This is a genomic window from Streptomyces dengpaensis (genome assembly GCF_002946835.1).
GTDB classification, from domain to species: Bacteria; Actinomycetota; Actinomycetes; order Streptomycetales; family Streptomycetaceae; genus Streptomyces; species Streptomyces dengpaensis.
The window spans coordinates 5,245,877-5,263,079 of the sequence record NZ_CP026652.1; the positions used below are offsets into that span (position 1 = coordinate 5,245,877).

The 17,203-nt window shown below is 68.7% G+C and carries 16 protein-coding genes; 5 read left to right on the forward strand and 11 right to left on the reverse strand.

Going from position 1 to position 17,203, the window contains the following annotated elements; all coding sequences use genetic code 11:
• Positions 1 to 28: 28 nt before the first annotated feature.
• Both hpf and C4B68_RS24260 read left to right on the forward strand, forming a co-directional pair.
• Positions 29 to 721 (forward strand): ribosome hibernation-promoting factor, HPF/YfiA family, encoded by a 693-nt coding sequence (hpf, locus tag C4B68_RS24255; protein WP_373682249.1) that lies wholly within the window; start codon positions 29 to 31, stop codon positions 719 to 721.
• Positions 722 to 926: 205 nt separating this feature from the next.
• The gene (locus tag C4B68_RS24260; RefSeq protein ID WP_099504260.1) at positions 927 to 1,673 is read left to right on the forward strand and encodes a response regulator; all 747 of its coding nucleotides are present in this window, start codon (positions 927 to 929) and stop codon (positions 1,671 to 1,673) included.
• A 49-nt stretch (positions 1,674 to 1,722) separates the two neighbouring features.
• On the opposite strand, the gene C4B68_RS24265 is transcribed toward C4B68_RS24260, so the two are convergent.
• Together C4B68_RS24265 and C4B68_RS24270 are read right to left on the reverse strand one after the other, a co-directional pair.
• Entirely contained in the window at positions 1,723 to 2,913 is a 1,191-nt protein-coding gene (locus C4B68_RS24265) for a winged helix-turn-helix domain-containing protein (RefSeq protein WP_099504262.1), read from the reverse strand.
• A 212-nt stretch (positions 2,914 to 3,125) separates the two neighbouring features.
• Positions 3,126 to 3,698, reverse strand: coding sequence for a GNAT family N-acetyltransferase (locus tag C4B68_RS24270; RefSeq protein WP_099504472.1), 573 nt, complete (start codon positions 3,696 to 3,698; stop codon positions 3,126 to 3,128).
• A gap of 244 nt (positions 3,699 to 3,942) precedes the next feature.
• On the opposite strand from C4B68_RS24270, the gene secA reads away from it, so the two are divergent.
• On the forward strand, positions 3,943 to 6,753 hold the full coding sequence (gene secA / locus C4B68_RS24275) for a preprotein translocase subunit SecA (RefSeq protein ID WP_099504264.1): 2,811 nt from the start codon (positions 3,943 to 3,945) through the stop codon (positions 6,751 to 6,753).
• Positions 6,754 to 6,954: 201 nt separating this feature from the next.
• On the opposite strand, the gene C4B68_RS24280 is transcribed toward secA, so the two are convergent.
• Positions 6,955 to 7,629, reverse strand: coding sequence for an Rv3235 family protein (locus tag C4B68_RS24280; RefSeq protein ID WP_099504266.1), 675 nt, complete (start codon positions 7,627 to 7,629; stop codon positions 6,955 to 6,957).
• 322 nt (positions 7,630 to 7,951) lie between these two features.
• On the opposite strand from C4B68_RS24280, the gene C4B68_RS24290 reads away from it, so the two are divergent.
• Together C4B68_RS24290 and C4B68_RS24300 are read left to right on the forward strand one after the other, a co-directional pair.
• Complete coding sequence (locus C4B68_RS24290) at positions 7,952 to 8,467, forward strand: DUF6912 family protein (protein ID WP_099504268.1); 516 nt, start codon at positions 7,952 to 7,954, stop codon at positions 8,465 to 8,467.
• A gap of 504 nt (positions 8,468 to 8,971) precedes the next feature.
• Positions 8,972 to 9,211: a helix-turn-helix transcriptional regulator gene (locus C4B68_RS24300; RefSeq protein ID WP_099504270.1), complete on the forward strand. Its 240-nt coding sequence runs from the start codon at positions 8,972 to 8,974 to the stop codon at positions 9,209 to 9,211.
• 482 nt (positions 9,212 to 9,693) lie between these two features.
• On the opposite strand, the gene C4B68_RS24310 is transcribed toward C4B68_RS24300, so the two are convergent.
• The 8 genes from C4B68_RS24310 to C4B68_RS24345 all read right to left on the reverse strand — a co-directional run bounded on the left by C4B68_RS24310 (position 9,694) and on the right by C4B68_RS24345 (position 16,859).
• Complete coding sequence (locus C4B68_RS24310; protein ID WP_099504272.1) at positions 9,694 to 9,906, reverse strand: hypothetical protein; 213 nt, start codon at positions 9,904 to 9,906, stop codon at positions 9,694 to 9,696.
• An 88-nt stretch (positions 9,907 to 9,994) separates the two neighbouring features.
• Entirely contained in the window at positions 9,995 to 11,206 is a 1,212-nt protein-coding gene (locus C4B68_RS24315; RefSeq protein WP_099504274.1) for a helix-turn-helix domain-containing protein, read from the reverse strand.
• Positions 11,207 to 11,302: 96 nt separating this feature from the next.
• Positions 11,303 to 11,566, reverse strand: a complete 264-nt coding sequence (locus C4B68_RS24320) for a hypothetical protein (protein ID WP_099504276.1) — start codon at positions 11,564 to 11,566, stop codon at positions 11,303 to 11,305.
• Complete coding sequence (locus tag C4B68_RS24325; RefSeq protein ID WP_099504278.1) at positions 11,563 to 11,799, reverse strand: hypothetical protein; 237 nt, start codon at positions 11,797 to 11,799, stop codon at positions 11,563 to 11,565. The genes C4B68_RS24320 and C4B68_RS24325 overlap by 4 nt, the downstream gene beginning before the upstream one ends.
• Positions 11,800 to 11,883: 84 nt before the next feature.
• Positions 11,884 to 12,825, reverse strand: coding sequence for a glycoside hydrolase family 25 protein (locus C4B68_RS24330; protein WP_099504280.1), 942 nt, complete (start codon positions 12,823 to 12,825; stop codon positions 11,884 to 11,886).
• Between the two features lie 73 nt (positions 12,826 to 12,898).
• Positions 12,899 to 13,330, reverse strand: a complete 432-nt coding sequence (locus C4B68_RS24335) for a hypothetical protein (RefSeq protein WP_143674380.1) — start codon at positions 13,328 to 13,330, stop codon at positions 12,899 to 12,901.
• A 14-nt stretch (positions 13,331 to 13,344) separates the two neighbouring features.
• Positions 13,345 to 14,649, reverse strand: coding sequence for a poly-gamma-glutamate hydrolase family protein (locus tag C4B68_RS24340; protein ID WP_306511466.1), 1,305 nt, complete (start codon positions 14,647 to 14,649; stop codon positions 13,345 to 13,347).
• Complete coding sequence (locus tag C4B68_RS24345; RefSeq protein WP_143674383.1) at positions 14,571 to 16,859, reverse strand: hypothetical protein; 2,289 nt, start codon at positions 16,857 to 16,859, stop codon at positions 14,571 to 14,573. Before C4B68_RS24345 ends, C4B68_RS24340 begins: the two co-directional genes overlap by 79 nt.
• Positions 16,860 to 17,203: the final 344 nt, after the last annotated feature.

The following is a 17,203-nucleotide window of genomic DNA, read 5'->3' on the forward strand; positions in this document are numbered from 1 at the left end:
GCGGAGCTATCCGGGAACGGAGTTCTGCGTGGACATCGTCGTCAAGGGCCGCAAGACCGAGGTGCCCGAGCGGTTCCGCAAGCACGTGGCCGAGAAGCTGAAGCTGGAGAAGATCCAGAAGCTCGATGGCAAGGTGATCAGCCTCGACGTCGAGGTGTCCAAGGAGCCCAACCCGCGACAGGCCGACCGTTGCGACCGAGTGGAGATCACGCTCCGCTCCCGCGGTCCGGTGATCCGGGCGGAGGCAGCGGCAAGCGATCCGTATGCAGCACTCGACATGGCCGCGGACAAACTGGAAGCCCGGCTGCGTAAGCAGCACGACAAGCGTTACACCCGCCGTGGCAACGGCAGGATCTCAGCCGCCGAGGTCGCCGACCACGTACCGGGTGCCGCGACGCTGAACGGCAATGGCAGCGTCGTCCACGACGAGGAACCCGACAGCGTGCCGACCAAGAAGATCGGCACCCTCGAGGTCATGGGCGAAGGCCCCCTCGTCGTCCGCGAGAAGACCCACGTGGCCGCCCCGATGACGCTCGACCAGGCGCTCTACGAGATGGAGCTGGTCGGGCACGACTTCTATCTGTTCGTCGACTCCGAGACCAAGGAACCGAGTGTCGTCTACCGACGGCACGCGTACGACTACGGCGTCATCCACCTCAGCACGGACCCCATGGTCACCCAGACCGCAGCGGATGCGCCGAGCGGTGCGCTCGGCGGCTGACCCTCCCCGGTGAGAGCTGGACCGGTACCCCTGGAGGGCGTGTGCGCCCCCAGGGGCACCGGTGTGCGCCCCGTTCGCGCCCGCTCTGTCACCGCACTGTCGTCCGGGCATGAAATCATGGCCGGACCGGCCCCAACCGGTGGGCCGTTGCCTTGGGTTGGCGATGGCACAGGAACACAGGCCACGGCCTTCAGGGGGAGGAACGATGGCGGACAGCTTCGGACCGATGCGTGACGAGGATGCCGACGACGGCGTCGTCGGCATGGGCCCGGACGCGGGCTCCTCACGCAAGGAGCCCATCAGGGTCCTCGTCGTCGACGACCATGCGCTCTTCCGCCGCGGTCTGGAGATCGTGCTCGCGGCCGAGGAGGACATCCAGGTCGTCGGCGAGGCGGGGGACGGGGCGGAGGCGGTCGACAAGGCGGCCGATCTGCTGCCCGACATCGTGCTGATGGACGTACGCATGCCGAAGCGGGGCGGTATCGAGGCGTGCACGTCCATCAAGGAGGTGGCCCCCAGCGCGAAGATCATCATGCTGACGATCAGCGACGAGGAGGCCGATCTCTACGACGCGATCAAGGCGGGCGCGACGGGTTATCTCCTCAAGGAGATCTCCACGGACGAGGTGGCCACGGCGATTCGCGCGGTGGCCGACGGGCAGTCGCAGATCAGCCCCTCGATGGCGTCGAAACTCCTCACCGAGTTCAAATCGATGATCCAGCGGACGGACGAGCGCCGGCTGGTGCCCGCGCCGCGGCTCACCGATCGGGAGCTGGAGGTTCTCAAGCTCGTTGCCACGGGGATGAACAACCGGGATATCGCCAAGGAGTTGTTCATCTCCGAGAACACGGTGAAGAACCATGTGCGCAACATCCTGGAGAAGCTGCAGCTGCACTCCAGGATGGAGGCCGTGGTGTACGCGATGCGGGAGAAGATCCTCGAAATCCGCTAGCCGCGGGACGCGCCTCGCTGAGCGGTCGGCCGTACAGCGCGGCGTTTGGTCAGGCGAGGGCGCGGGACAGCTCTCTGGTGAGGGGCTCGCGCAGCTCCGGGGCGTCCACCCGCTCCACCCGTACGTCCGTGCAGTCCACCCAGCTCGCGGCCTCGACCAAGGCCTGGGCCACGGCCGGGACCGCCTTGGCGCCGTCCAGGGTGACCTGCTTGGCGACCAGGGTGCGACCCTCGCGGGCGGGGTCCACACGGCCGACGAGATGGCCGCCGGCCAGCACCGGCATCGCGAAGTAGCCGTAGATCCGCTTCTGCTTGGGCGTGTACGCCTCCAGGCGGTGGGTGAAGCCGAAGATGCGCTCCGTGCGGGCCCGTTCCCAGACGAGTGAGTCGAACGGCGACAGCAGCGTCGTACGATGGCGGCCGCGCGGGGCCGTTTCCAGGGCCGCCGGGTCCGCCCAGGCCGGCTTGCCCCAGCCCTCCACCGTCACCGGGACCAGGCCCGAGTCCGCGATCACCGCGTCGACCTGCTCGCCCTTGAGGCGGTGGTAGTCGGCGATGTCCGCGCGGGTGCCGACGCCGAGGGACTGGCCCGCGAGGCGGACGAGGCGGCGCAGGCACTCCGTGTCGTCGAGCTCGTCGTGGAGCAGCGCGTCGGGGATGGCACGCTCGGCGAGGTCGTACACCCGCTTCCAGCCGCGGCGCTCCGTGCACACCACCTCGCCGTACATGAGGGCGCGTTCGACGGCGACCTTGGTGCTCGACCAGTCCCACCACTCGCTGGTCTTTTTCGCGCCGCCCAACTCCGTTGCCGTGAGCGGGCCTTCGGTGCGGAGCTGTTTGATGACCTGGTCGTAGGTGCCGTCCGGCAGGGTGTGGTTCCAGTGCGGGCGGGAGCGGTAGGCGCGGCGGCGGAAGGTGAAGTGGGGCCACTCTTCCACCGGGAGGATGCAGGCCGCGTGGGACCAGTACTCGAAGGCGTGGGGTGCGCCGCCCGAGCCCGGCGTCCAGTAGGCCGCGTCGACCGTTTTGCGGCCTACCGCGCCGAGGCGGGCGTACGGGATGAGCTCGTGGGAGCGGGCGAGGACGGAGATGGTGTCGAGTTGGACCGCGCCCAGATGCCGTAGGACTCCGCGGACGCCGGACTTGCGGTCCGGGGCGCCCAGGAAGCCCTGGGCCCGGAGGGCGATGCGGCGGGCTTCGTCGGTGGAGAGGTCGGCGGTGGGACGCGGGAGACTCGTCATGCCCACACGGTAGGCGGTGCCACTGACAACGGGGTTGGGGCTGGGGGCTGGGGGTCGGGCTGCGGTGCCGGACCGTTCTCGGGGGCGCCCGGCGGTGGTGCCGGCCCACCGGATTTCACCCCCTCCACCCCTACCCATTCCCGTGACTGGGGGCTGCGCCCCCAGACCCCCGCTATCGGCCTGGACGGCCTCGTCCTCAAACGCCGGACGGGCTAAATCGCCGGTGCCGGCAGGTATGGCGATGTCGAGGGCAGGCCCAGGTCTGAGGGGAGCAAGGAGCCGACCCAGCAGTCCCGGCGGACGCCCCTGTTGTTGATGCCGGAGCGAAGGATGCCCTCCAGGGTGAATCCGGCGCCTTCGGCGACGGCGCGGGAGCCGGTGTTGCCGACCTCGGCGCGCCATTCGACGCGGTCGATGGACAGGTCCGTGAAGGCCCAGCGGGAGGCGGCGACGGTGGCTTCGGTGATGTAGCCGTTGCCGCGGTGTTCCTTCGCCGCCCAGAAGCCGACCTCGCCGACGCCGAGGGAGCGCATGGTGATGGCGAGCATGCCCACCAGCTCCCCGGAGGGGAGAAAGACGCCGAAGGCGAATGCGGAGCCGTCCGCCCAGCCGTCGGGCACCATCTGGTCCGTGAAGCTCGTCGCGTGCTCGCGCAGGTACGGTGACGGGATCGTCGTCCAGCGCTGGATGTCCGGGTCCTGGACGGCGTCGTACACGGCGTCGGTGTCGTGCCTGCTCACAGGGCGCAGGACGAGACGGTCGGTGGTCAGGGTGACGGGGTCCATCGGCCGATTCTGCTCGGGCAGCCGGCAGGGCGCCATTCCTTTGCCGTGAGTGAGAGGCCCGTTACTTTTCGCTGTGCGAACGCGGCACCTTCCGCAACCCCTGTCCGTTGTCCTAGTGGCTGTCACATGCAGACCTCCCGGCGCGGTGGGGTCCTCGCTTACGATGGCCGTTGCTCAAGCTGTGATTTGAATCTGTCATTGAAACCGACCGTCCCAGGCCCGACCGGCAAGGAGACAAACCCCCGTGTCCGTCCTCTCGAAGATCATGCGTGCAGGCGAAGGCAAGATCCTGCGCAAGCTGCACCGCATCGCGGACCAGGTCAACTCCATCGAAGAGGACTTCGTCGACCTCTCCGACGCCGAGCTGCGCGCCCTCACCGATGAGTACAAGCAGCGGTACGCCGACGGTGAGAGCCTCGACGACCTGCTGCCCGAAGCCTTCGCCACGGTGCGCGAGGCCGCCAAGCGCGTCCTCGGCCAGCGCCACTACGACGTGCAGATGATGGGTGGCGCCGCGCTCCACCTCGGCTATGTCGCGGAGATGAAGACCGGTGAGGGCAAGACGCTCGTCGGCACCCTGCCCGCGTATCTGAACGCTCTCTCCGGAGACGGCGTTCACCTCATCACGGTCAACGACTACCTGGCCGAGCGCGACTCCGAAATGATGGGCCGCGTCCACAAGTTCCTGGGTCTGAGCGTCGGCTGCATCCTCGCCAACATGACGCCGGCCCAGCGCCGCGAGCAGTACGCGTGCGACATCACGTACGGCACGAACAACGAGTTCGGCTTCGACTACCTGCGCGACAACATGGCGTGGTCGCAGGACGAACTGGTGCAGCGCGGCCACAACTTCGCGATCGTCGACGAGGTCGACTCCATCCTCGTCGACGAGGCCCGTACGCCGCTGATCATCTCCGGCCCCGCCGACCAGGCCACCAAGTGGTACGGCGACTTCGCCAAGCTGGTCACCCGCCTGAAGAAGGGCGAGCCGGGCAACCAGCTCAAGGGCATCGAGGAGACCGGCGACTACGAGGTCGACGAGAAGAAGCGCACCGTCGGCATCCACGAGTCCGGCGTCTCCAAGGTCGAGGACTGGCTGGGCATCGACAACCTGTACGAGTCGGTGAACACGCCGCTCGTCGGGTACCTGAACAACGCCATCAAGGCCAAGGAACTCTTCAAGAAGGACAAGGACTACGTCGTCATCGACGGCGAAGTCATGATCGTCGACGAGCACACCGGCCGTATCCTCGCCGGCCGCCGCTACAACGAGGGCATGCACCAGGCGATCGAGGCGAAGGAAGGGGTGGACATCAAGGACGAGAACCAGACGCTCGCCACGATCACCCTGCAGAACTTCTTCCGCCTCTACGACAAGCTCTCCGGCATGACCGGTACGGCGATGACCGAGGCCGCCGAGTTCAACCAGATCTACAAGCTCGGCGTCGTCCCGATCCCGACCAACAAGCCGATGGTCCGCAAGGACCAGTCGGACCTGATCTACCGCACCGAGGTCGCCAAGTTCGACGCGGTGGTCGACGACATCGCCGAGAAGCACGAGAAGGGCCAGCCGATCCTCGTCGGTACGACGTCGGTCGAGAAGTCCGAATACCTCTCGCAGCAGCTCTCCAAGCGCGGCATCCAGCACGAAGTGCTGAACGCGAAGCAGCACGACCGGGAGGCGACGATCGTCGCCCAGGCCGGCCGCAAGGGCGCCGTGACCGTGGCCACGAACATGGCCGGTCGTGGTACGGACATCAAGCTCGGCGGCAACCCGGACGACCTCGCCGAGGCGGAGCTGCGCCAGCGCGGCCTCGACCCCGAGGAGCACATCGAGGAGTGGGCCGCCGCGCTGCCCGCCGCCCTGGAGCGGGCCGAGAAGGCGGTCCAGGCGGAGAACGACGAGGTCAAGGATCTCGGCGGGCTCTACGTACTGGGCACCGAGCGCCACGAGTCCCGGCGTATCGACAACCAGCTGCGCGGTCGTTCCGGCCGTCAGGGCGACCCCGGCGAGTCCCGCTTCTACCTCTCCCTGGGCGACGACCTGATGCGGCTCTTCAAGGCGCAGATGGTCGAGCGCGTCATGTCGATGGCGAACGTTCCCGACGACGTGCCGATCGAGAACAAGATGGTCACGCGCGCGATCGCCTCCGCCCAGTCGCAGGTCGAGCAGCAGAACTTCGAGACCCGTAAGAACGTTCTGAAGTACGACGAGGTCCTCAACCGGCAGCGCGAGGTCATCTACGGCGAGCGCCGCCGCGTCCTGGAGGGCGAGGACCTGCAGGAGCAGATCCACCACTTCATGGACGGCACCATCGACGCGTACATCGGGGCCGAGACCGCCGAGGGCTTCGCCGAGGAGTGGGACGTGGACCGGCTGTGGGGCGCCTTCAAGCAGCTCTACCCGGTGAAGGTCACCGTCGACGAGCTGGAGGAGGCGGCCGGCGACCGTGCCGGCCTGACCGCCGAGTTCATCTCCGAGTCGATCAAGGACGACATCCACGAGCAGTACGAGGCCCGTGAGGCGCAGCTCGGCTCCGAGATCATGCGTGAGCTGGAGCGCCGGGTCGTGCTGTCGGTCCTGGACCGCAAGTGGCGCGAGCACCTCTACGAGATGGACTACCTCCAGGAGGGCATCGGCCTGCGGGCCATGGCGCAGAAGGACCCGCTGGTCGAGTACCAGCGCGAGGGCTTCGACATGTTCGGCGCCATGATGGAAGGCATCAAGGAGGAGTCCGTCGGCTACCTGTTCAACCTGGAGGTCCAGGTCGAGCAGCAGGTCGAGGAGGTTCCGGTCGCGGACGCCGTGCCGTCCCTCGACAAGGAGGACGTCGTCCCCGCTGGCGCGGCGCGTCCGGAGATCCGCGCCAAGGGCCTCGACGCCCCGCAGCGGCGGGACCGGCTGCACTTCTCCGCGCCGAAGGTGGACGGCGAGGGCGGCATCGTCGAGGGCGACTTCATCAGCGACGACGAGCCCGTGCGCTCCGAGGCGGACGGCCTCACGCGCGCGGAGCGCCGCAAGCAGCAGAAGGGCGCACGTCGGCGCAAGAAGTGACGGCCGCGGCGCGCGAGCGGTGACCCGGTCACCGCGCGCGCCGGTCGCGGATGTTTGTGAGGGCCGGGCACCTTGGGGTGCCCGGCCCTTCGCGTTGCCTGGACGACGGCCCTTCGCGTTGCCCAGCCGTTCGCGTTGCCGGGCAAGGGTCCGGATAGGGCGCAGGCGGGCTCAGGCGGTGCGCCAGTGCGTGGACAGGGCTCAGTCGGCGTCCGTGCGGTGCATACGGGGGCCGCCCAGTTCCACGGCCGTGCAGCGCCAGCGGAGGTCCGGGCCCCGTTCCAGGCGGAAGGCCATGGCGCGCAGCTGGTCGCCGGCGCCGATGCGGGCGAAGGCCTCGATCGCGCCGCGGCGCGCTACGTAGTAGCCGACGTCGCGGACGACCGGGCGGGTGCCGCGGGTACGCAGGGGGCCGCGTTCGGCGAGCCAGGCCAGTTCGTCGTAGGCACGGCCCGCGGTGTGTCGCAGCATGCAGTGGACGGGGCGCTGACCGCTCAGTACGGCGAGCAGGCGGTCGGCGAAGAGGTCGGTGGGGCGGGGCGGGGCTCCGCCGCCAGGGGGCTGCATCGTGGCGCCCGGAGGGCCGCCGTCGCCGTTGGGCGTCGGGCGCGGCGGCTTGCGGGTTGCCGCCGTTGCTGGGAGGGCGCCGGTCGATGCCGTTCGCGGGAGGGTGCTCGGCGGTGTGGTCGGTGTGGTCGGGATTGGGCGGGACGTGCCTGAGCCGGGCGGTGTCGAAGGCGGGCTGTTGTCCGGGGTCCTGCGGGGTGTGCCCGATCCGGGGGAGCGGGGTGGTGTGGTGCCCGGGCGGCGGGTGTCCTGGCGGCCGGGCGGGCGGGTGCCCGGGTGGCGCTTGGTCCTGGTCATCACCTTGTTCATGCGTCGTCCCCGCTCGCTGGGCCCGGTTGATACCGGGCGGTAACTTTTGCGTTGGGGATCTTGTACGAGGCGGGAGCGGGCCTTCGCAAGGACGCTGAGCGCGCGCCGTAGCGGCCCGAAAGTTCACCTATCAGGGTGGCCGGGAGGTGTCGGAGCCTTGGGGGGAGCGGGGTGTACCGGGTGAATCCCGGGCCGGGGGTGGACGCCCCGGAGGGTGCGGATGGGGACTCGAAAGGGGACGCCCGCACGTATCCTGAAGGCTCCTGCGGGAGGCGCGGGACCGCCCTCCTCCGGAGCCCTCCGACTACGAAAGTGGCCAGCCATGCGCGTCTACGTCCCTCTGACCCTCTCCGGTCTCGCCGAGGCGTACAAGACGGGGGAGCTGGAGGCGGGACCGTTCGTCGCGTACGCCGTCACGCCCGCGTTGCGTGAGTGGTACCTCTCCGACGACATCGAGGAGCTCGAATACGCGGCGCTCAGCCGTGCCGCGCTGGCCTCGCTGCGGTTGCTCGCGGTCGATCCGGGGGTGGCGCGGCGGCGGGTTGTCGTCGCGGTCGACGTCCCGGACCGGGCCGCGGTCGCCGATCCCGACCGGGGGCTCGATCCCGAGGCGCTCGGCGAGGTGCGGGTCTCCGGGGCGGTGCCGCTGGCGAAGGCGGCCGCCGTGCACGTCGACTCGGGCGATGCCGAGGAGGATGTCGCCGCTGCGGCGGGGGCGCTCGGCGCGGCGGATGTCGGGGACGACGACGCCCAGTTCATTGTCGACGGGGCCGAGGACCACGAGCTGCTGTGGTTCGCCACGCAGGAGATTCCCAACCTGGTGGGGTTGGGGGACTGACCCCCGCCGCGCCGCTGCAGCGGCCTGCTCCGCCGCCTCAGCGGCCTGCCCCGGCCGCTGTAACGGCACCCGGGGGTGGGGTTGCCCGCGGGCTGTCGTGCCCGCAGCTAGGGCGGCTGCGGCGCCCGCTGCTACGGCGGCTGCGGCGAGGATGTCAGTGGGGCCGGGTACGTTCTTGGTATGGGGATGAACGGAACTGCGCACATTGTGTGGGACTGGAACGGCACGCTGTTCCACGACAATGAAGGTAAAACGCTTAACTGGCCGCATGGCGCATAACCGAAGGTCAGACAGCTAGGCCACAAAGGAGACAGGGCCCCGGGTGAAGCGCCCGGGGCCCTGTCGTGTTCCGCCAGGGGTCTACCAGCCCTGAACGGACCCCGCACCATCCGGCGCAGGCGCGCCGTAGCGGAACGGATGGTTCAGGCTACCTAGGCGTTCGTGATCACACAATCGGCAACTTTCTGCCGTGACTCCTCACCATGATCCCGTGAGCGTAGTCAGGTGCACGATCCCCCGCCCGGCCTCCCGGACTTCCGGCGCCTCGTCGCCGACCGCGTGAGAACCGAGCGGCGTCGGCGGAACCTCACCCAAGAACAGCTCGCACACGACGCTGGCCTTGCCCCGCGCACAGTCGTCTCTCTCGAATCCGGCCGCCACGGCTGCCACCTCGACGTCCTTTACGCCCTCGCCCGCGCCATGGGCGTAACCGTCGCCGACCTTGTGAGCGACGACCTTCCATAGCGGCGCAGGACAGCAACGACCCCCGGCGCCTGTTGAGGTGCCGGGGGTCGTCTCATGAGCGGCCCGCAGTCGGACGGGGACCCGACGGCGGACCCTTCCGCTACACGCGCGACGCAACGCACGCAGCGGGGGCCTTCGGGTACCGCGGTGGGCAGCCGTCACGGTGGCTGTAGTTCACGAGCGGCGCGCCCGAGTTGCGGTCATGGACGTGCTGCTGTGGCCGCTCCCCAGGCTCGATCCCTCGGTCGCATCGGCAACAGATGAGTCTCACCGCTTGTCTCCTTGCATCGGCTTACAGGGGATCGCGCAGGCGTAGACCTCGACGTCAGGGTTGCCGTTTCGGTCGCGGGTCCTGCCGACGCTTTGAGCAGGGCGGCCGTGCATGAATGAGGCGCTGCAAAACACACAAGCCCACCCCTGGAACTGCGGGAACGACAGGTCGGCGGCCGGGGGGATCGTCAGGTGGCTCATCGTCCGAGCCACTAGAGGAGTTCGCCCCGACTCCGAGCGTTGGCCTTGGAGACCTTCTCGCTCAGTTCGGGGTGTTGGGAGTCGAGCCGCGTGAGCGGGGGGAGGTCCGCACCTTCCGCGGTGGTGCCGCACGGGTCGTCATGGTCGTGGAACACGACCAACGCGCCGTCGTGGCCGAACAGGTCGATCGCTTCGGACAGTCGCTCTCTCGTGGTGTGCGCCATCGCCAGCCCCTCATGTCGTCCGTCTGACGACCAGCCTCATGCGAGGGCGGGCAGGCTCACAGGGACGGAACGTCCCCCTTTTGCGCCCTTACGCGGCCACTCCGAGGAACTCGGCGAGCTTCCGCAGCCCAGGAGGGCGCGCAGGCCCGGCCCACAGGTCGCTCACGATGGCCACGGCAAGGGTGTGGTGCGCCATCCATCCGGGCGCCACCTCATAAAGCCTGGTGAGGGCTCTCACAGCTCCCTCTGCGTCGCCGAGGTCGGCGTGTGCCCGCGCCACGTCGAGGAGCAGCCACGTACGCCACGACGGAGGCGTGTCGGCCGACAGGCGCATGCCCTTGGCGAGGCGTAGGGCTTCCTCGGGCCGTGCGTGCTGCACGGCGAGGCGTACTCGTTCGATGCGGACCGAGGAGCGGCTGAACACTGACACGAGCTTGCTGTCGCTGGGTGGGGGTAGCTTGGCGAGCCTCTTGGTGGCGTCCTCGGCGGTTGTCATCATGTCGTTGGCTGTGTCGTAGTCCCCGGAACGTGCCGCACTGGTCGCGGCCGACATGACCAGGCCGCCCCACACGCGCACCTTTTCGGCGGTGTCGGCCTGTTCCCGGTCGACCTTGTCGGCGGCGTAGACGGCGAGATTCGTTGCGTCGTCGAGCCTGTTCTGTCGTTGGTAGTTCCAGGCCACGCTGTTACTGACCATGGACGTGAGCAGGGGGTCGGAGGACTGGTCGGCTGCGGTCATCGCGCGTTCGAGCGCGGACAGAGCGAGGTCGATTTTGCCGAGCCGGATCGCGAGGTGGCCAGCGAGCTGGAGGGACTTGCCGAGAGCTGCCTGTCCGGTCGCGCGGTCGCCTGCATTGCCTACCGAGGCGGTGAACCGCGCGTCGCTGATGATGCCGGGCAGCACGGTCATGAGGCGCCCGAACTCCGCAGCGTGGTACAGCGTCCATGCGTCCGCGATCTCCCGGCGCAGGAGCCGCGCGGTGAGGCGCTCGGTGTCGCTCGGCTCCGCGGGCGGGGCGAACAACGGGGGCATCACGGCACGCCTCAAGCTGACGAGCTCGGGCGGGTCGACCTCGCCTGTTGAGGGGACGCCGGGCGGGTCGCCAAGTAGGGCGGTCAGCTCGACGCCGAGGCCCTTCGCAAGGGCGTGCAGAGTGGGGAGCCGGGCGGAGTGCTTCCGCTTCTGCTCCAGCTTCTTGATCGTGTCCACGGACAGGTCGGATCGTTCCGCCAGTGCCTCTTGGGTCAGCCTCGCCATGCGCCGAAGGTGGGCGATCCGGTCCCCCAGGTGCTCAGCCATGTTTCGAGGGTACGGCGTTGGGGTGGACTGGTTCAGGGAACGCAGAGAACGCCCCCCGTCGCGGCCCTGTGTGGCCGTACGGGGGGCGTCTGCGATTCAGTGGGAGGCCATCTGCCACACGGACACGGCGAGCGCACCAACGCCCGTCAGTGCGGCCACGGCAGGGAGCGGCCACCGGTTGCGTTCGAGGGCGTCGAGCCGCTTCTCGTGGTCGTCAATGGCCTTATCGGTCTGGTCGCCACGCTGTACGAGCAGGGCCAGGGACCCATCTACGCGGGCGAATCCCTCAGCCATGGTGCCGCGTAGCTTCTCCAGCTCCACGGCAACAGAGACGGGGTCGTGCGGGGGCGGGATCGTCACGCGCTCGGGCTCCCGTCGTTGTCGACCAGGCCGAGGCCGAGGCGGTCGAGCAGGCGCTCGACAGCGGGCATGGCCATGATGCGGGCGAGGGCGCCGGCGCCCGCGGCAGCGGTGGCGAGCCACGGCAGGGCCTCGGCGATGCCGTCCGTGTCGACGAGGGCGGGCAGGACGGCGGCGAGACTGAGCAGGGTTTGCAACACCGTGCGGGCGGTGCGCTTGGCGGCGGGACTCATGGGGGGTTGCTCCGGGGGTGTGAGGGGTGGGGCCCGCCCGGCGCGATGCCGGGCGGGCGGCGATGCTCGAGGTTTTTCGGTGGCCTACTTGCCGTAGGCGAGGCGGAACAGAGCCGCCCAACCCTTGGGGCCGATCGCGGGGTCATAGCTCTTGCCCGCGGCGCGGTACTGCGGGTGCGCGTTGTGGAACTTGGCGACGGCGGCCTGAGTCTTCGGCCCGTAGTTCGGGGACTCCGGAACGCTCTTGGCCATGTGTCCGGCCTTCTTCAGCGCGCGCTGAAGCGTCACGGCGGACGGCCGGGCCTTGTTCGGGGCGAGGCCGCTCGGGAACGGCGGCGGGCTGTACGGCTTCGGCGTCGACGGCTTGCTCGGCGCGGTGTCGCCCGCGGCCCACGTACGCAGCGCGGACGCGGACATGTAGCAGAGGTTCGAGTCGACGCGCGGGCCCTTGGCGGGGGTGGAGGTGAACTGCCAGATCGTGACGGTGCGCCCGGACGGGGTGGGCCTGCTCGCTGCCTCGGCCTCGGCGAACGTGTCGACCCTCGCGCCCGGGTACGCCGGGTACCACAGCGGTACGCCCGTGGGCACGTGGCCGTGGGCGATGTCGTCGGCGCTCGTGTAGATGCCGACACGTTGCCCAGGGAACGCCTTCTGCACGGCGGCGATCCACGCGGCGGCGTACGCCCGGATCTGCTCGGCAGTGCGCCCGCGGTAGTTGCGGCGGTCGCTGTACGCCTCCAGGTCGAGCCAGTGCAGGAACCCGGGGCCAGCGTGCGGACGGACGGCGGCGATGTAGTTCGCAGCCTCGCGGGCGGGGTCCTGGTTCGGCCAGGCGAAGTGGTAGGCGCCGGCGATCAGGCCTGCGGCCTTGATGCCCTTGATGTGCGCGGCGAACCGGGCGTCACGCGTGTTCTGTCCCTCGGACGCCTTGGCGAACGCGAAAGAGAGACCGTCGGACTTGAGCGCGGCCCAATCCATCGAGGCCTGATAGGCGGACACGTCGATACCGCGGCAAGTGCTGGTCATGATGCCTCCAGGGCATGAAAAAACGCCCGGCGCGGTGCGCGGGGCGTGCGGGGTGTTCGGGTGGCGCGGTGGCCTAGTTGTCCAGAATGAATGTGATGTGCAAGCGGACGTTTCTGCCGTTTCCGGCGCTCGACGCCTCGCCCACGATGGCCTCACCGTTGGTGGTGCGGAGCGTGCAGATACCGTCCGTGCCGATGACGAATCCGCCCTCGGCGGTGCCGTCGTCCCAGTTGCCGTTAGTCGTGCCGCTGGTGGGGCGCCACCCGGACGGCACAGTGCAGGCGGCAACATCGGGCGTGAAGTTGCCCGTTCCGGATACGGGGATCGTCGCCCCGGACCGGAACAGGTACATGTTCAGCTCGACGTTCTTTCCGCACCGGTAGCCGCGGAAGTCGTTGACGGTGAACCCGGAGCCCGGGGTGAGCCCGGCCGAGGTGGTGATCGTCGGCGGGCCGTCGATGAGCCGCGCGGCCGTAATGACCATGCCCGGTTGCCACTGAGTCACAGTGCCGAGCCTCCTTACAGAGCGATGATGGACGGATAGGCGAGCCGGACGGCGGCGCCTGCCTGCTGTGCCTTCGTGATCCCGTTGACGGACCGCACCACCCGCATACGCTGCGGGGCCAGCTGCCGGAATCCGTCGTAACTGGCGACCACCGGTAGAACGTTGGTGTTCGTCGTCGACAGGATGGAGCGGGTACCGACCGCGCCCGCCGCGGTAAGGCTGGTGTCTGGCGTGGTCACGGACCACTCCGACGGCTCCGCGGCCCCCGCAAGCCAGACTTTCGCCCGCAGCGTGCTGCCGGTGATCTGAAACCGCACCGTGAACATGCGGCCCGCGGCGTGCGTAAGGCCGGACGTGTTGGCGGCCGTCGCGAGGAGCGTCTCCGTGCTCGCTACCCGCTTGCGCAATGTGAGCGTGACGGTTTGGTCAGTGTTGAACGCGACGCGCGCCAAGTAGGCGTTATTCACGTCCACGAAGCGGCCCGCCAAGTTGAGGAACTGGGAGCCACCCACGGCGAGTTTGTCGGTGCTCATGCCCGCCACGATGTCGATGTCCGCGGCGCTGTAGGGGACGGTCGTCCAGCGGCTCACGTTCACGCTGCCCTGCGACACCGTGCCCTGTCCATCGAACACGGACCGGATCGCGGCCACGTATCGGCTGAACGTGGCCGTTCGCTGCCCGCTGTCACGCATCGCCCTGGACGTGTCGCCGTTCGGGAAGAACGACGCACGCAGGGCCGCGCTCATCTCGATCTGAACACCCGCTGTGATCGTCGTCTTGTTGGCGATGTTCGCGGGGTCGCTACCGTTGATCTCCTGCGCGGCAGTGATCACGCGGAATCCGGCGTATTGCAGCGCGGTTTGAACGCGGGCCACGGTGGCAGTGTCGAGGCCACCGAGGGACGTCTCAGCCACGTCCGTAGTGCCGGTGTAGCCGTGGAAGGACAGGCAGCGTCGCGCAGCCGTGACGATGCCCAAGCAGGTCGGTTCGTCGAAATTCGTGCTGGTGACGTGCAAGTCCCAGTTGTTCGCGCTCTTAATCCCGGCGAACTCGTAGTGGTTCATGAGCCCGGCGCCGACCGCGCGGGCCATCTCGCCAGATCCGGCCTCGATGCCGCCACCGTGAATGGCGATAGCCGACCACGTCGTGCCCGTCACGGGCACGCTACGGCGCTCGTATGACATGCCCTCGACCTCGCTCGCAGCGAGCGCTGTGTATGAGGCGTACAGGTCTGCCACGGTCACACCCCCTGCACGCTGTAGTCCGAGGCGCTGCCACCGATGAACGTCCACGCTTCGCCGGTATCCGCGGTGCCCCACCCACCCACGTAAGACCGGTTGAAGTCGTCGCCGACGTCGCCCATGACAGCCGTGACGGTCATGGTTTCCCCAGCGACCCAGATGTCGAAATTGGTCTCCCACAGCCACGGCAGGCCGTCGGCAACGTTGATCAGCAACACAGTGTCGTCGGTGTCGACCGCCTCGGCGAGCGTGGTTGCGCCGCTGTCGACGATGCCGAGGACCGGATCATCTGTGACGCCAACGGTCCACGGGCCAGCGGGCGAACAGTTGAAAGTGATCGTCCATGCACGCGGGAGGAGCGTCTCGGCGAGGCTGTCGACGAGCAGCTCGGCAGTGCCCGACCCGGTGAACCGCTTAGGCAGGTTCACGATGCGAATCTTGTCGCCCTCGCGCAGTGCGAGAACGGCCGGGATGAGCTCGGGCGCCTTGTGCAGCAGGACCGTGACCGACGGGTATCGGGCCTCATCCCACGTCGACAGGTGCAGCAACCAATTCGCCATCGGCTCGGCCTGCTCGTCCTCGAACAGGTTGAGCGACGCTGAGTCCTCGTACAGGCCGATCCCGTCCGGCGGGTCGAGGACGGAGAGCGGGCCCTCGTCGAGGACCGCGGTACCACTGGATCCACCCGCGCGCCTGACCTCCCAACTGTTGCGTACGGTGTCGTCCTCGACGGGCTTGAACGGCGGCGCCACCTGCCCGGCGGCGTAATCGAGCGTGAGCGCAGGCTCTTGGTTGTAGAGGTTGGCGCGCGTGCGGTACATGAGCTCGCGCCGGTCCTGCACTTCGCCGAATATCCCGCCGTCCGCCTCGGCGCACTCGCGCAGCAGGTCGAGCAGGGGCGCCGGCGATTGGGGCCCTACCGGTGCGGTATCGGCGATGTTGCCCACGATCGTGAGCGGCACGCCCTGTTCCTGGCACAGCCGGACCATGCGCGCGCCCGCGGTCTCACCCGTCCATGCGTCGATGGCCTTGTCGAATGCGGGCGTGCTGTCGGTGGTCCACACGGAGATATGGCCGAGCGACATTCCGTTGAGGTCGGAGGAGTAGCCATCGGGCGGCGAGGCCACCCCAGTTGGGCGCCCCACGTTGCCCGCCACGCTTCCGGAGAAGAATCCGGCGTCGCCGCCAACGTCCGTCCACGTGATGTTCCAGTCGACGGTGCCGCCGTTCTGGATGGCAGCGAACCGAACCCGTATCCACTGCTTGTACAGGTCGGCCCCGGTACCGATGTCCTGCGTATAGACGGTCTTGCCGTCGTCGTCCTTGCCGAGAATGCGGGTCATGTCGTTGCGCTGCTGGATGAACCACTCGCGGATGGTGCCAACGCTGACGATCCGCATGAGTGTGCGCAGCGTGGTGTTGACCGTGTCGAGCCGGTACACCCACTCGACCGACCACCGCGTCACGGTCGTGTGAGGCGGGGGAACACGGCCGTACATGTCGCAGGCGGTCGACGTCGACGAGTCGATCGTAGGAAGCGCGTTGGAGCTCGCGAGCGAGTCGGCCGCGGCCCAGTTCGCCGGCCCCAGTTGCAGCGGCCTCACACCCGCGACAGGGGAGCAGGCCTGCTCGGCGTTCTTCCCCTCCTCCATCGGCCAGTACGCGAGAGGCTTGTACGAGGGGATACGGCGGCGCAGTGTCGAGGCGAGGGGCTTTGCGCCCTGTCCGAGGCGGCGCAGGATGCCCGCGGCCGTGATGGACGTCCATGCGTCCTGCTCGGACGCCGACCATTCCGGCGGCCACTCGGGTACCTCGTACTCCAACCGGGTCAACCGGTTGGTTATCTCGCTCCCTGACAACACGGTCCACGTGAGGCCTGCGCCGTCAACGAATGATGTGGCGCCGGGCGTCTGAACCGTGAAGTCAGGGCTTGCGACCACCGCGCCGCCAATCCCGTTGCGCAGCTCGAACGCGTGAACCTTGCCGGACGGCCCGGGAAAGGCCAGCTCGGGCCACCCGTTGCCAGCGGCCAGCACGGCCGTCCCGTTGAAAATGGACGTCGTACCGGAGTTGACCACCGGTGCGCCAAGCTGCGTCCACGTGCCGCCGATCGTGTCGGCGTAGTAAAACGTCGTCGTGTTGCCCGACGCGCCGTTGTTGACGTCGAGCGTCACCCGTACGGCGATGCGCCGGGATGCCGGAATGGGCAGCAGCACCGTAGAGTCCGCCTGAATCGTCGAGGCGCCATCCGCGGACCATTCGAAGTGCAGGCGCCCGTCACGCATCATCAGGAGCCACGAACGTTGGTTACCGGTGATGGCGCCCTTACCGCACAGCTCGACAGATCCGGCGGCGCCCCAGTTGTCGAGGGTGGCCTCGAATCGCGCGTCGAGGTCGCCGACGATGTCGAGGGCCGCGGCATCGGGGGTGCGGGCGCCGTTGGTGCTGCCGGTCCCGTCGGTCGTAGCCAGGTAGGACGGGCCCGCAGCGATGCTGATACGGAACGGAGTTCCGCGGCCGAACAGACCGAACCATTCGCCCTCAGGGTTACGGGGCACGTACTTCCCAGCAAGGTTGCGGATCGTCGCCGTGCACTGCGCCGGATCCGCAGCGTTCGACCGGTACGGGCGCC